Genomic DNA, 14,578 nt, shown 5'->3' on the forward strand with positions numbered 1-14,578 from the left:
GTTGCCATGGCGTGGCGTCGATGTATGCTCGCGAACGTCAAAACCTTGTTGGACAAGGTTTTCATCGACTCAAGGAGGCGTCATGAGCACACCCGAACCCGCGGAGACCCCGGTCCTGCTGCAGCCCGACGAAGGCATCACCCAGCCGGTCAGCACGATGAAGGTGGGGATCGGCTACCAGACCGCCCTCTTCCTGGGCCAGTTCGGACTGTTCGTGGCACTCATGGCCCCGGTCATGGTGTCGATGCAGCTCAAGGCCTCCCAGCTCAACCCGGAGAACCCCGCGGCGCTCATCGGTGCGGTGCTGCCGGTCGGTGCGCTCGGCGCCCTGTTCGCCAACCCGCTCGTCGGTGCCCTCTCCGACCGGACCCGCACCCGCTGGGGCCGCCGCCGCCCGTGGATGGTCTCCGGCGTCGTGCTCTTCCTGGTCGCCCTCGTCTGGATCGCCTTCGCGCCCGACCAGCTGCAGCTGACCTTCGCGTGGCTGCTCGCCCAGGTCGCGGCGAACGCCACCCTGGCCACCCTCACCGCGAGCTTCGCCGACAACGTGCCGCAGTTCCAGCGCGGCCGGTCGTCGAGCATCATCGCGCTGGCGCAGAACATCGCGATCCTCGCCGGCACCTACCTGTCGGTGTTCTTCGTCACGAACCTGCCCGTGCTGTTCATCGCCCCGGGTGTGCTCGCGGTGGCGCTCATCCTCGTGTACTGCTTCGTCGCGCGTGACGACCTGCCGACCTACCGGCTCAAGAAGTTCACCTGGGTCAACCTGGTCTCGTCGTTCTGGACGAACCCGATCAAGAACCCCGACTTCGGCTTCGCGTGGTGGTCGCGCTTCCTCATCATCTTCGCGACGTTCATGTTCACGACGTACCGCCTCCTCTACATGCAGGACCACCTCGGCATCACGAACGCGCAGGACGCCACGGCCGCGGTCGCCTTCGGCGTGCTCCTCTACACGATCGTCCTCATGGTCGCGGCGGCGGTCTCCGGCTGGCTGTCCGACCGGTTCCGCCGCCGGAAGGTCTTCGTCGGCGGCTCGACCGCCCTGTTCGCCGTCGGCCTGGTCGTCCTCGCCCACGCGGACTCCGTCGGCACGTTCTACGTCGCCGAGGTCATCATGGGCATCGCCTACGGCATCTACTCGGCCGTCGACACCGCCCTCGTCGTGGACGTCCTGCCGAACGCGGACCGCCCCGGCAAGGACCTCGGTGTCATCAACATCGCGAACGCCCTGCCGCAGTCCCTCGCCCCGGCCGCCGCGCTCTGGCTGCTGCAGGTCGGCAGCCCGGACGCGCAGAACTACACGCTCATGCTCTGGGGCGCCGGTGCCGCCGCCGTCCTCGGAGCACTTGCCGTGATCCCCATCAAGCGGGTTCGATAGCGGGATGCAACCGCTCGGGGTCGACGTCGACCGCAGACAGCTCGCCGGATGGCGGAACGCGATCATCACCGCATTCGCGATCGGTGGTGTGAGCCTCGCCGCCTGGGGTCCTCGTCTCCCCGAGCTCCGCGTCGAACTCGGCGTGGACGTCGGCACGATCGGGCTCATGCTCGGTCTGGTCACGATCGGTTCGATCGGCGGCCTGCTCAGCGCGGCACCGCTCCTCCGACGACTCGGCAGCCGCCGGGCGCTCACCGCGGTCGTCGTGTTGGTCCCGCTGGCGATCAGCGTGATCGGCGTCGCGGCGGCACTCCACTCCGCGCCGCTCGCGTCGGTCGGGTTCGTGGTCGCCGGCGCCGGCATCGGTGCGCTCGACGTGATGGCGAACGTCGAGGGCACGGCCATCGAGGTGCTCGCGGGACGCACGATGCTCCCGCTCATGCACGCCGCCTGGTCGGGAGGCGCGGCCCTCGGTGCCGGGATCGCCGCCCTCTGCGCATGGCTGGGCATCACCCCGTCGGCTCAGCTCCTGGGACAGGCGGTCGTCATCCTGGTGGTCGGCGTCCTCGCGATGCGCGGGATCCCGGACGGCAGCCGCGCCGAGGACCCCGACTCGACGCTCACCCGGCGGCAGCGCCTCCGGCAGTGGGCGCGGGGCTGGGCGGACGTCCGCCTGTTGCTCATCGGTGTCGTGATGCTCGGCGTCGAACTCGGCGAGGGATCGGCGAACAACTGGCTCGCCCTCGCCGCCACCGACGGGCACGGGCAGACCGCGGCCGTCGGCGCACTGTTCTTCACGGCCTTCGCGGTGTCCGAGGCCGCCACGCGCGTCTTCGCCGGACCCGTCGTGGACCGTCTCGGCCGGGTCAGCACGATCCGGTGGACCACGGCTCTCGGCATCGTCGGTGCGGTCCTCTTCATCGTCGGCGACAGCTGGTGGCTCACCCTGATCGGTGTGGTGCTGTGGGCGGTCGGCGTCTCGATGGGCTTCCCGCTCGGCATGTCCGCCGCCGCGCAGAGCGGACCGAACCCGGCGGCCCGCGTGAGCGTCGTCGCCTCGATCGGGTACTTCGCGAACTTCGCCGGACCTCCGGTGGTCGGCGCCATCGCGGAGCACGTCGGCGCGCTGAGCGCGCTCTGGCTGGTCGCCGTCCTGTTCGTCGCGGCGTTCGCCGCGTCGGGTTCGCTGCGTCCGGTCGCCGGACGCGACTGACGGGCGGGCCTGGAGGCACGTGGCGGCGCCGCACCGCGCCTCCAGACAGGCCCCTGGTCACCTCGGTACCGTGAGCAGATGCCCGCCGCCGCACCACCGACCTTCCACCCGCCCGCCGGACCCGTCACCGGCGTCGTCGACGGGAGCGTCGTCCGCGCCCTCGGGATCCCGTACGCGCGAGCCGAGCGCTTCGCCCCGCCGGAGCCGATGCCGACCTTCGCGGAGCCGTACCCGGCGACCTCGCCGTCACCCGTCGCCCCGCAGCCGAACGCGATCTTCGTCGACCAGCTGCTCCGACCGGTGGAGGGCCTCGTCGTCGACGAGCACTGCCAGCGCCTCTCGATCACGGCGCCGGCGGACGTGCAGCCCGGCGAGCGGCTGCCCGTCATGGTGTGGATCCACGGCGGCTCGTACGTCATCGGCGGTGGTGACCTGCCGATCTACGACGCCCACGACCTCGTCACCGAGCAGCGTGTCGTCCTGGTGTCCGTGACCTTCCGGCTCGGGATCCTCGGGTTCCTCGGCGACGGGGACACGGTGCCCGCGAACCTCGGCCTCCTCGACCTGGTGGAGTCGCTCCGCTGGGTGCAGCGGAACATCGCGGCGTTCGGCGGCGACCCCGACCTCGTCACGGTGTTCGGGCAGTCCGCCGGTGGCGACGCGGCCGCGCACCTCATGGTCAGCGCGGGGGCCGCCGGGCTCTTCCGACGCGCCATCATCCAGAGCGCACCGCTCGGGCTGTCCCGGGGTCGGGCGCGGATGAACCGGGCGATGCTCCGCGCGATCGGGGCCGTCCACCCGGACGCCCCGCTCGACGACCTGCTCGAGCAGCAGGCCGTCGCGACCCGAGCGGCCGCACCGTTCGGCCTGCCCGGCGGGATGCCGTACGGCACCCAGTACGGGTACGCGCCGCTGCCCGCCGAGCGTGACCTCGACCGCGCGTGGAGCTCGGTCGCACCGGACGTCGACGTCCTCATCGGCTCCGGCTCCGACGAGACCGGCATGTACGTGCCGCTCATCCCGGGCCTCCGGTCCGTCGCGCGGTTCCGTGTCGTCCGGCCGCTGCTGCGCTGGCTGCTCGTCCGGCCCCTGTCCGAGGTGATCTACGGCCGGGACGTCCGACGCTTCACCGTGCGGCACCGGGCAGCGGGCGGGAACGCGACCTCCTACCGACTGCTCCGTGGTGTCACGACGAAGCCGACCGGGGCCGTCCACATGAGCGACCTGCCGCTGCTCCTGGGCGGGCGCGAGGCCTGGGCCGGCACCCGCTTCGTGCCGGAACGGGACTGGCCGGAGGTCGAGCGGCGCGGTCGGGCCTTCCGGGCGATCTGGGCCGAGTTCGCCCGGACCGGTCGGGTCACTGCGGACGACGACGAGACCCTGACGTTCGACCGCGGCTGAGACGCGCTCGAGCGCCGCGCTGTCCGCGCCGTCGTCGCCGGCGAGCGCCCGAACCGCCGCGCCCCCAGAACAGGCGGGTCGCGGGGCGGGCCCCGGGGCCGGAGAATCAAGGACATGCCCGAGTCCGACGCAGACCTGCGTGCCCGAATCGTCACGGGCGCGATCGAGGCGTACCGCGCGTCCGACTTCCACACCGTCGGTCCCGCCGAGGTCGCCGTGCACGCCGAGGTCGCCGAAGCGGACGTCCACCGGGCCTACCCGATGTGGGAGCTCCTCGTCGTGGCCGTGATGGACCGCTGGAACAACGGCAGCCGACGGGCGCTCTGGGTCGTCGCCGAACGCTCCGGAGCCGTCGCCTACCTGCGCGCCCGCCTCGAGGCCGGCATCGACGAACCCGCGCTCGTCCGGCTCCGGACCGCCCTGCTCAGCGCGGCCTCGAACCCGGAACACCCCGCTGCCGGCTGGTTCCGCGCCCAGTACACGCGATCCTTCGACGACGTCACCCTCGCCCTCGTGCGAGACGTCGTCGCCGGACGCGAACCCCGCGGGACCTCACCCCGGCACGCTGCCGAACAGCTCGTCGCCCTCTACGAGGGACTGCAGCTGCAGTCGATGGTCCGTGACGACCACGACCCCCTCCCCGGCTTCGACCGCGCCGTGGCGCGGATGCGCGCGGGGTGGGCCGCTGTCGGGTCGTCCTCGCCGTCGACCGGCGCCGTCACGATCCTGTCCTGACGCACGGGTCGGACCGGCCCGGCGGGCGGCACTGGCCGGGAGGCGCGGCGCGGCTGAACGGATCCGGTTCGCCTTCCTGGCATGGTCGGCAGATGGAGTACACGGACTACGACACCCGGCTCGCCGCCTACGGCGTGATCACCGAGGGTGATCGCGTGCTCCTGGCGAAGCTCCGGTTCCCCGAGGCGGGCACGTGGACGCTCCCCGGCGGTGGGGTCGAGTTCGACGAGTCGGTCGAGCACGCCGTCGTGCGGGAGATCCAGGAGGAGACCGGCTTCGACGCCACCGTCGGCCCACTGCTCGGTGTCCGTCACCACATCGTCCCCGCCGAACGCCGCATCCACGCCAACGGCCGCCCGATGAAGGCCGTGCAGGTCGTCTTCCGGGCGTCGATCGTGGGCGGAGCACTGCGGTCGGAGCTCGACGGGTCGACCGACGAGGCCGCATGGGTGCCGATCGCCGAGTTGCCGCACCACCGTCACGGCCTGATCGTGCCGATCGCGCTCGGGTGGGCCGGCGCACTCACCCGCTGACGAGCTACTCCTCGAGGACGCTGAGGACGTTGCCCGACGGGTCGGTGAACCACGCGATGAGCGGGCCGCCCCTCCGGTTCACGCCCTTCTCGTCGGTCATCCCCTCGTACTGCAGGAAGGTGACGCCCTTCCCCGTCAGCTCGTCCACGGCGTCGTCGACGGAGGGCACCGGGAAGTTGAGGACCGTGAAGTCGGCTGGTGTGTGCGCCGGGCCCTTGGGGTAGACGAGCACACGGTGGCCGTCGCCGATCTGCAGGAGCAGCATGCCGTGGTCCTCCCGCACCTCGACCCCGAGGACGTCCTCGTAGAACGCCTTCGCCTCCGGAACGTCACGCACCGAGAACCCGCTGAACGCCTTCGTCGCATCGACCATGCGGCAAGTGAACCACCGCCCGCCCGAGTCGGCGCGCTCTGACAGGATGAAGGCGTGACCCCGCACGAGATGTCCGTCGACGAAGCGGTCGACCGCGCGGTCGAACTCGCCACCGGCGGACGCCGCACCGTCCTCGGCATCGTCGGCGCTCCGGGTGCCGGCAAGTCGACGCTCGCCCGGCGGATCGTCGTGGCCGTCGACGACGCCCTCGGCAGCGGCACGGCGGTGCAGGTCCCGATGGACGGCTTCCACCTGTCGAACGCCGCCCTCGACGCGCTCGGCCGGCACGACCGCAAGGGTGCGATCGACACCTTCGACGCCGACGGGTACGTCGCGCTGGTGCGTCGGCTCGTCGGTGCCGGCGAGCCCGACCAGGCCGATGGGCACGGCCCCGTCGTGTGGGCACCCGACTTCGACCGTCGCGTCGACGAACCCGTCGCCGGCAGCATCCCCGTGCCGCCCTCGACCCGGCTGGTCGTCTCGGAGGGGAACTACCTCCTCGACGACTCCGCCCCCTGGGCGACCCTGCGCGACCTCGTCACGGAGACGTGGTTCTGCACCGTGGACGAGACGGTCCGCGTCGACCGTCTCGTCGGCCGGCACATGCGGCACGGACGCGACCACGAGGCAGCCCGCCGCTGGGCGGTGGAGGTCGACGGCGTGAACGCGGCGAGGGTCGCGCCCACGGTGATCCGTGCCTCCAGGACGGTCCGGACGTGACCCCGCGTCCGGCGGACCCGACAGATCAGGAGTGACCATGACCATCGCGATCACCGGTGCGACCGGCAACATCGGCGGCGCCGTCGCGCGGGCGCTCGCCGCGGACGGCGTGCCGTTCCGGATGATCGTGCGCGACGCCTCCCGCGCTCCGGAACTGCCCGGAGCAGAGGTCGCGGTGGCGACCTTCGGCGACACCGAGGCGAGCCGCGCGGCGCTCGAGGGCGTCGACCTGTTGCTCATGGTCTCCGGCGCCGAGGCCCAGGACCGACTCGCGCAGCACCGCTCGTTCGTCGGCGCGGCGGCCACCGCCGGAGTCCGGCACGTCGTGTACACGTCCTTCGCGGGTGCCGCGGCAGACGCGACCTTCACGCTCGGCCGTGACCACTGGGCCACCGAGGAAGCCATCCGGTCGACCTCGATGGCGCACACGTTCCTGCGGGACTCGTTCTACCTGGACTTCGTCGAGGACCTCGTCGGCGAGGACGGCGTCATCCGCGGCCCGGCGGGGAACGGTGCGATGGCGGCGGTCGCCCGCGCGGACGTCGCTCGGGTCGCGACGGCGGTGCTCCGCAACCCGGCAGCGCACCTCGACCGGACCTACGAGCTGACCGGCCCCACGGCGATCACGCTCGAACAGGCTGCGGCGACCGTGTCCGAGGTCCGTGGTCGGACCGTCACGTACCACCCGGAGACCCTGGAGGAGGCGTACGCGTCCCGCGCCCGGTGGAACCCGGAGCCGTGGCAGGCGGACGCCTGGGTGAGCACGTACACGGCGATCGCTGAGGGGGCCCTCGCACGCGTCTCCGAGGACGTCGAGCGGGTCACCGGGCAGCGTCCGATGTCCCTGCGCGAGGTGCTCGAGCAGGGCTGACGGGAAGTGCCCAGCGCGGCGCCCCGGCGTGCGCTACGCGACCCGGCGCGCTGCGAACGTCCCGACGATGCCGAGCGTGAGCACCGCGACGAGGACGACGAGCAGCGGAGCCGTCCAGTCCCCGGTCGCACCGTGCAGGGTCCCGGCGACGAGCGGCCCCGCCGACCCGATGAGGTACCCGCCGCCCTGCACGAACGCGGACATCCGGCGTGCATCCGCGTCGCTCGTGACGATCCGGACGATCACGATGAAGATCACCGTGATGCCTCCGCCCTGCGCAGCCCCGCCGAGGACCGACCAGAGCAACCAGAGCTGCGGGGCGAACAGCAACCCGAGCGGCATCGCGAGCCAGAGGAACGCGACGAGGGCGATGATCCCTCGCGGACGCCACTTCGACGCGAGCAGGGGCACGCCGAGCGCCCCGACGACGGCGAGGATCTGGAACACCGACGAGCTCGCACCCGACGACGCCTTCGAGAAGCCGATCTCGTCGTGCAGCAGCGTCGGGATCCAGGCGGTGAGCGCGTAGTACGAGAACGCCTGCCCGCCGAACGCGAGCGTCAGCCCCCAGGTGATGAGGCGACGAGCCGGTCGGACCGGCTCGGCCGCGGCCTGCTCGGCGGCCCGTTCGGCGCGGGCCGTCCGGATCGCCCCGGTGTCGAGCACCTGGTCGATCGGGCCCGTGACCGGCAGCGGCTCGTCGTCACCCGGGGCCGGTCGCATCCAGGCGGCCCGGGCTCCGACGGCGAAGGTCCACGCGAACCCCGCGATGACGGCGAACACGGCCCAGACCGCGATCGCGACCGGCCAGCCCCACGCCGCGGCGATCGGAGCGGTGCCGAGCGAGGTGATCATCGACCCGACGTTGAGTGCCGACGTGTACACGCCCGTGACGAGCCCGACACGTTCCGGCGAGGTGTCGCGCCGGATCACGACCGGGATCACCACGTTGCCGATCGTGATGCCGATGCCGATGATCGCGGTCCCGATGAGCAGCGCGGCGGCGGACGGCATCGACCGCACGACGGTGCCCGCGAGCACGATGACGAGCGACAGGGAGACGGCCCGCTCGGGGTCGGCCTTCGCGATCACCCAGCTGGCGAACGGGGTCGCGAGGGCGAAGCAGAGCACGGGGATCGTCGTCAGCAGCCCGGCGATCGTCGCGGTCAGGCCGAGGTCGACCCGGATGTCGCCGATGACCGGGGCCGTCGCGACGATCGGGCCGCGGAAGTTCAGCGCGATGAGGACGATGGCGGCGGGCAGTACCCACGCGGCACTGCGCAGACCCGTCGTGACGGCGCGGGTCACGGCAGCAGGATCGGCAGCAGGTCGAGCGGCGTCGCCGCCGTCGCGATCGTGCCGACGGCCTCGGCGGGGGAGCCGTAGCCCCACTCGGCGAAGACGACGGGCACGCCGTGGGCGGTGGCGCCCTCGACGTCGTGCACGCGGTCACCGATCAGCACCGGACGGCTGACGTCGAAGCCGCGGGCGTCGAGTCGGCGGAGCGCTTCCTCGACGACGTCGGCCTTCGACGACCGCACCTCGTCGTCGCTCGCGCCGGTGATGATGTCGATGTCCCCGGTGAGCCCGTAGTGCTCGAGGATGTACGTCGCCGGCGTCTCGGGCTTGCTCGTCGCGGTGGAGATCGGCAGCCCGGCCTGGTGCAGCGTCCGGAGCACGACGTCGATCCCGGGGAACATCTCGGAGTCGAGGGCACCGTGCGAGAAGTAGTGCTCGCGGTAGACGGCGAGCGTGTGCTCGGCCTGCTCGGCGTCCATCCCCATCGCGGTCGTGAACGTGTCCATGATCGGCGGTCCGACGAACGACATGAGCGTGTCGCGGTCGGGGACCGGCACGCCGACCTTGCGGAACGTGTGGGTGAGGCTCTCGAGGATGCCCGGCGCGGAGTCGCTGATGGTTCCGTCGAGGTCGAAGAGGATGGCGCTGAACGGGCTGGTCATGTCCTCCCCACCCTATCTGCGCGGTGCCGAGCCGACGTGGCGGAGACGACCCGCGCCTCCAGGCCGCGGTCCTCAGAACAGGCGGGTGTGGCCGCCCTCGATGCCGCGCATCGCGTCGTAGTCGAGCACGAGGACGCGGATGCCGCGGTCCTCGGCCAGGGTGCGCGCCTGCGGCGCCACGGTCTGCGCGGCGAGCACGCCCTGCACCGGACGGAGCAGGGGGTCGCGGTTCATCAGCTCGAGGTACCGCGTCAGCTGCTCGACGGCGTCGATGTTGGCGTTCCGCTTCATCTCGACCGCGACGCTCGAGCCCGCCTGGTCGCGCGCGAGGATGTCGACCGGGCCGATCGCGGTCATGTACTCGCGGCGGACCAGGGTGTGGCCGTCGCCGAGGAGCTCGATCTGCTCCGCGAGGAGCTGCTGCAGGTGCGCCTCGACCCCGTCCTTCACCAGGCCCGGGTCGACACCGAGGTCGTGGCTCTGGTCGGCGATGACCTCGTGGATCGACACGATGAGCTGGTCCTGCGTCTTCTTCTGCGTGACGGTCCAGACTTGCGTGATGCCGGCGCTCGACTGCTCGTCGTTCGGCTCGCCGATCTCGACGGAGCACGGCGGGCTCATCCAGTTGAGCGGCTTGTAGCTGCCGCCGTCGGAGTGCACGAGCAGGGAACCGTCGGCCTTCAGCATGAGGAGACGGGTCGCGAGCGGCAGGTGGGCTGAGAGCCGCCCCGCGTAGTCGACGGAGCAACGGGCGATGACGAGACGCACGTCCGGAAGCCTAACGGGCGTCGCGTCCCGGCCCGGACGGCGCGCTCGTCGCGTTGGCAGTGCTGGTTGCGCTGGGTGCGTTGGCACTGCTTGTCGGGTTGTCGGCGCTGTCGGCGCTGTCGGCCTGGAGGCGCGGCTCGGCTCCGCCGTGTCCGTCACCACCCCCGCGGCTCGGCCGGGCGGCGGCGCCGGTCTCACGGGCGGCACCCGAGGCCAGCCCGGCCGCGATGATGAAGACGAACACGACGAGCAGCGCTCCGAGCAGTCCGATGTGCTCGCCGAGGAACCCGATCAGGGGAGGGCCGGCGAGGAACGCCACGTAGCCGATCGTCGCGACCGCGCTGACCTTGGCGGCCGCAGTGCGAGGGTCGTCGGCCGCGGCGGACATGCCCATCGGGAACCCGAGGCTGGCCCCGAGGCCCCAGAGCACGACGCCGACGATCGCGAGCGGCACGTTGTCGATGAAGATGAGCATGCCGAGACCGACCACCGCGACGGCGGCGCTGATGCGCAGGATCGGCACCCGGCCGAACCTGTCGATCAGCGGGCTGCCGGCGACACGGCCCGCGGTCATCGCGGCCAGGAACACGGTGAGCACTCCGGCACCCGCGGCGTTGTCGAGGCCGTGGCCGTCGATCATCGCCAGCGGCAGCCAGTCGTTGGCGGAGCCCTCGGCCAGCGCCATGCCGAGCACGATCACACCGATCAGCAGCGTCGAGGGCTGCGCCCAGACCTGCCAGCGCGTGAGCGGCGTCGCGACCGGGCTGGTGTCCGTCGAGACGGGCTGATCGAACCGGTGCTCGTCCTGGAACTTCGTGACGGCGACGAGCATCGCGGCGCTCGTGACGATGACCAGCACGATGAAGTGCCATGCGACCGGGATCTCGAACCGCTCGGCCAGCGCACCGAGGCCCGCTCCCGCCAGCGTGCCGAGGCTGAACGCGGCGTGGAACAGCGGCATGATCGTGCGCCCGCCGGCCTTCTCGGCGGCGGCACCGGAGACATTCATCGACACGTCGCAGAGGCCGTTGCCGAAGCCGAAGGCGATGAGCGCGATCCAGATGGCGGCGAAGCCCCAACCGAGCGTGACTGCCACCCCGGCGAAGACCATGCCGAGCGCCAGGCACGCTGCGGCGACCTGCACACCACGGCGGGCACCGAGCTTCGCCACGATGTGCCCGGCGAAGGTCAGGCCACCGATCGAGCCGACCGCCATGCCGAGCACGAGCAGGCCCATCTCGAACGTGCTCGCGCCGAGGGAGTCGCGGACGCTCGGGATCCGGCCGAGCCAGGTCGCGATGTCGAGCCCAGACAACGTGAACACCACGAACACCGCGATGATCCAGGCCTTCGTGGTCGGGACGGTGCGGGTGGACGGCGTCGTCATGGTGGTTCCCATCGTGCTGCGGTGCGCTTGGTGCTGCGCGTTCTGATGCGTGTTGGTGCTGGTTTTCCGACTGTCGAATCGATTCGACTGCTCGTTCCGGCTACGCTAACGGGCGATGGACGAACCGGCAACAGGACCCGGCGCGTCGCGGACGGACCACTCCCGCGTCGACGTCGCGGCACCGTCGCGCCCGATCCGCGCCGTGCGCCCGACGCTCGCCGCCGTGGCACGCGCGGCCGGTGTCGCCCCGTCCACCGCGTCCCTCGCGTTCAGCGGCAGCGGCCCGGTCTCCGAGGACGCCAAGGCCCGCGTCCTCGCCGCCGCCGCCGAGCTCGGCTACGGCGGACCCGACCCGCGTGCCCGTTCGCTCCGCCGTGGCCGCTCCGGTGTCATCGGGGTCGTCATGGACGAACGGCTCAGCGATGCCTTCCGCGACCCGGTCAACGTCCTGACGCTCGACGGCATCGCCGAGGTCGCCGGTGCTGCCGGCGCCTCGTTGCTCCTCGTCCGGAGCCCCCTCGACGACGAACTCGGCGCCGGGCCGATCGTCGATGCCCCGATGGACGCCGTCGTCCTCGTCGGGTGCAACGTCCGGATCGACCCCGCCGTGGCCGTGCTCCGGCGTCGACAGATCCCCGTCGTCGCGATCGAGGCCGACGACATCGAGGGTGCGGTGCCGATCCACCTCGACAACCGCGATGCCTCCGCTCGGGCCGCCGCCTACCTGCGCGACCTCGGGCACTCCTCCGTCACGATCGTCACGCTCTCGCTCGATGCCGCGCGGCGCCGGGGCCCCGTCGATGCCGCACGGGAAGCCGCCGGCGTCGCGCACACCACCCTCGAACGACTGCGGGGCGTGCGCGAAGTCTTCCCGGACGCCGTCGCGATCGAGACGGAAGGCAGCTCCGTGGAAGAGGGGCGCATCGCCGGCGAAGCACTCTTCGCCCCGGGCTCCACCGTGCCCACCGCGGTCGTCGCCCAGAGCGACCTGCTCGCCGTTGGCGTGATCTCGGCCGCTCTCGATGCCGGGCTCCGGGTGCCGGAGGACGTCAGCGTCGTGGGCTTCGACGGCATCACGGTGGACGACAGCCTGTTGCACCGGACGCCGATCCGGCACCTCACCACGTTGGTGCAGCCGTTCGAGCAGAAGGGCCGCGCTGCCGCTCGTGCCGCGCTCGCGATGCTCGAGGGGGACGAGCCGGTGCCGGCGGCGTTCCGGTCCGAGCTGCGTGTCGGGGACACGACGGGCCCCGTGCGCACCGCGAACGCGCGCTGACGTCGGTGCTCGACCGCCGCACCGGGTGCTTGCGCCCTTGCCGAGCAGGTGCGGACGTGTTTCGCTGGCCCGAGGAGGGAGAGCGATGCGTTCATCCACACCGGTCCCGGGAAATCCGTGGCCGCATGACATGGTCATCACGATCGAGGACGATGTTCATTCGCTGCTCGACCTGCTCTGGATTCGAGAAGCGCGGCAGCTTGCCACGTCAGGAGATGATCTTCCCCCGCATCTCAGCCTTTCCCCGGTGTCGGAGCCTGTGTCAGACGACGAGCAGCGTCGCGTGTGGTCGCATGCTTGGCCCGAGGTCTGGCGCGCGTGCCTTGCCCACGCCGGCGAGGAACGGGACCCGTTCGTGTTCGATCAGTTGGCGTTGACATCGACCGAGGCAGATGAACGGCGCGAGCTGCTCGCACGCCTGTTCGGGCCATCGTGGCAGGACTCGTTCGGCGATGCCGTCTTCACTGAACAGTACGAGGAGTGGAACCGCGGTCGCTTCGCAGAGCGGACCTCCCCCGGCGCGGTGCAGAAGAGCCCCGAACAGCTTTGCCTTCGCGATCTGGTGGGCGCGTGGCAAGCAGGTCTCACGAAGATCATCGAGATCCCCTGCCGAGGGACGTTCACCCGTCGTGTCGGCGACCACGCGCTCCTCGTCACCGCGCCGACACGAGAAGCCCCCGATGCTTACGCTGAAGCGCTCCGCTCGTTTGCCTGACCAACGACGAGCCGAGCGCGATCGCCCTTCTCCGCTGATTGCCTCCGATGGCGTGTCGATGACCTCGCTCCCCCTTTGGTCCGGCTCCTCGGCACGATCTCCTCATGAGCGAGGTGCGCCTGGGTCAGCTCGCCAGCCGCTTCGTTGAGGTCGAGCACGAATCAATCTCATCAAGCGACTTGTCGTGGTATATCAAACACGACATGCTTACCGCGGGGTTGGTTGCAGGGTGTAGCCGGAGAGGCCCCTCGAAGGAGATGAGATGTTCAAGCCATCACGGCGCGTTACGGCCAGCACGTTGGTAGCTGTAACCATCGCAGGGGCTCTCGCTTTTGGTACTCCGGCGGTCGCCGCGTCGGCGGCTCCGATTGACGACGACAATCACGTCACGACGATCGGCGAGACGACCGTGTCCTCCACGACTGCGATCACGACCCAAGCGCAACTCACCGCGTTCGAGCAGAGCGCGACTCCGAAGGTCATCACGATTGACCCCTCGACGAACGTCGTCGAGTCGGTCACGGAGACAACGGAGGCCGCGCAGCTGAGGGGAGTCACAAATGGGTGCGCATCTGGTGCGCTCTGCTGGCAGGCGGCCCAGGTTCCGTACGCGAACTTCGGCTTTTCCGTCGCGGGCACCTACACGGGGGCCTGGGAGTGGCGAGGGACGATGAAGTCGAACACCTGGGGTGGGCAGCTTACTTACACGGTCAACAACAGCGGCGCGTCCTCCACCACTCCGGTGTTTGGCCGCAACTCGGAGATCAAGTTCACCAAGCCGACAACGAACAACATCAAGGGCCTCAAAGTCCTCGTTCGGAAGTAACGACAAGCAGGGGGTTGGTGGTGATCACCACCAGCCCCCTGTGAACTGGTGGTACGGGACTCCCTGTTCTCGACGCGGGTCCCTCGCGACCGCATCATGTCCGTGCGCCGATTCCCATCGGCGCCGTTTCGTGTCGATGGCCGCTCGTCGACCTCCGCGATCCGCTGGACGCGACCGGGGACCGTTCGGGCGATCTCGCCTGGTGTGCAGGGGCTCGGATGCATCGGGGTTCTCGATCGTTTGTTATGAAGCAGGGGTTGCATAACAGGGCATCGCGAAGTCGGTGCCTTGGGGCGATCAGAGTTGTCCACAGCGCTGCTGACGCTCGAGGCGAGGACTTGGCTGCGATTGGGAGGAGTTCGGATCGCGTGTTCGCGGCAGCGTGGCTGGACGAGCAGATTTGCAACAGCAGTTGCAC

The 14,578-nt window shown here is 70.8% G+C and carries 15 protein-coding genes; 10 read left to right on the top strand and 5 right to left on the bottom strand.

Translation table 11 applies throughout. The features are described from left to right. Window positions 1-82: 82 nt before the first annotated feature. From DEJ28_RS00435 to DEJ28_RS00455, 5 genes are all read left to right on the top strand, one after another. Window positions 83-1,381 carry an MFS transporter gene (locus DEJ28_RS00435; protein ID WP_111116638.1) on the top strand — a complete coding sequence of 433 codons (1,299 nt, stop codon included), beginning with the start codon at window positions 83-85 and terminating at the stop codon, window positions 1,379-1,381. A gap of 4 nt (window positions 1,382-1,385) precedes the next feature. Further along, on the top strand, window positions 1,386-2,594 hold the full coding sequence (locus DEJ28_RS00440) for an MFS transporter (protein WP_111116639.1): 1,209 nt from the start codon (window positions 1,386-1,388) through the stop codon (window positions 2,592-2,594). A 78-nt stretch (window positions 2,595-2,672) separates the two neighbouring features. Continuing rightward, window positions 2,673-3,995: a carboxylesterase family protein gene (locus DEJ28_RS00445; RefSeq protein ID WP_111116640.1), complete on the top strand. Its 1,323-nt coding sequence runs from the start codon at window positions 2,673-2,675 to the stop codon at window positions 3,993-3,995. 114 nt (window positions 3,996-4,109) lie between these two features. Beyond that, window positions 4,110-4,730, top strand: coding sequence for a TetR/AcrR family transcriptional regulator (locus DEJ28_RS00450; RefSeq protein ID WP_111116641.1), 621 nt, complete (start codon window positions 4,110-4,112; stop codon window positions 4,728-4,730). Window positions 4,731-4,822: 92 nt separating this feature from the next. After that, entirely contained in the window at window positions 4,823-5,263 is a 441-nt protein-coding gene (locus DEJ28_RS00455; protein ID WP_111116642.1) for an NUDIX hydrolase, read from the top strand. A 4-nt stretch (window positions 5,264-5,267) separates the two neighbouring features. Here the strand turns inward: DEJ28_RS00455 and DEJ28_RS00460 are convergent, their stop codons facing one another. After that, entirely contained in the window at window positions 5,268-5,636 is a 369-nt protein-coding gene (locus DEJ28_RS00460) for a VOC family protein (protein ID WP_111116643.1), read from the bottom strand. A 54-nt stretch (window positions 5,637-5,690) separates the two neighbouring features. On the opposite strand from DEJ28_RS00460, the gene DEJ28_RS00465 reads away from it, so the two are divergent. Both DEJ28_RS00465 and DEJ28_RS00470 read left to right on the top strand, forming a co-directional pair. Then, complete coding sequence (locus DEJ28_RS00465) at window positions 5,691-6,356, top strand: nucleoside/nucleotide kinase family protein (protein WP_258368166.1); 666 nt, start codon at window positions 5,691-5,693, stop codon at window positions 6,354-6,356. Between the two features lie 37 nt (window positions 6,357-6,393). Further along, on the top strand, window positions 6,394-7,227 hold the full coding sequence (locus tag DEJ28_RS00470) for an SDR family oxidoreductase (RefSeq protein WP_111116644.1): 834 nt from the start codon (window positions 6,394-6,396) through the stop codon (window positions 7,225-7,227). 33 nt (window positions 7,228-7,260) lie between these two features. Here DEJ28_RS00470 and DEJ28_RS00475 read toward each other — a convergent pair whose 3' ends face one another. The 4 genes from DEJ28_RS00475 to DEJ28_RS00490 form a co-directional block, all read right to left on the bottom strand. After that, window positions 7,261-8,535: an MFS transporter gene (locus DEJ28_RS00475; RefSeq protein WP_111116645.1), complete on the bottom strand. Its 1,275-nt coding sequence runs from the start codon at window positions 8,533-8,535 to the stop codon at window positions 7,261-7,263. Then, on the bottom strand, window positions 8,532-9,188 hold the full coding sequence (locus DEJ28_RS00480; RefSeq protein WP_111116646.1) for an HAD hydrolase-like protein: 657 nt from the start codon (window positions 9,186-9,188) through the stop codon (window positions 8,532-8,534). Before DEJ28_RS00480 ends, DEJ28_RS00475 begins: the two co-directional genes overlap by 4 nt. Window positions 9,189-9,260: 72 nt before the next feature. Further along, entirely contained in the window at window positions 9,261-9,956 is a 696-nt protein-coding gene (gene nucS / locus DEJ28_RS00485) for an endonuclease NucS (protein ID WP_111116647.1), read from the bottom strand. Between the two features lie 10 nt (window positions 9,957-9,966). Then, entirely contained in the window at window positions 9,967-11,343 is a 1,377-nt protein-coding gene (locus tag DEJ28_RS00490) for an MFS transporter (RefSeq protein WP_258368167.1), read from the bottom strand. A gap of 115 nt (window positions 11,344-11,458) precedes the next feature. On the opposite strand from DEJ28_RS00490, the gene DEJ28_RS00495 reads away from it, so the two are divergent. The 3 genes from DEJ28_RS00495 to DEJ28_RS00505 all read left to right on the top strand — a co-directional run bounded on the left by DEJ28_RS00495 (window position 11,459) and on the right by DEJ28_RS00505 (window position 14,160). After that, entirely contained in the window at window positions 11,459-12,619 is a 1,161-nt protein-coding gene (locus DEJ28_RS00495) for a LacI family DNA-binding transcriptional regulator (RefSeq protein ID WP_111116648.1), read from the top strand. A 130-nt stretch (window positions 12,620-12,749) separates the two neighbouring features. Then, window positions 12,750-13,334 carry a hypothetical protein gene (locus DEJ28_RS00500; RefSeq protein ID WP_111116649.1) on the top strand — a complete coding sequence of 195 codons (585 nt, stop codon included), beginning with the start codon at window positions 12,750-12,752 and terminating at the stop codon, window positions 13,332-13,334. A 262-nt stretch (window positions 13,335-13,596) separates the two neighbouring features. Then, the gene (locus tag DEJ28_RS00505) at window positions 13,597-14,160 is read left to right on the top strand and encodes a hypothetical protein (protein WP_111116650.1); all 564 of its coding nucleotides are present in this window, start codon (window positions 13,597-13,599) and stop codon (window positions 14,158-14,160) included. Window positions 14,161-14,578: the final 418 nt, after the last annotated feature.

It is taken from the genome of Curtobacterium sp. MCPF17_002 (assembly GCF_003234115.2).
Taxonomy (GTDB): Bacteria; Actinomycetota; Actinomycetes; order Actinomycetales; family Microbacteriaceae; genus Curtobacterium.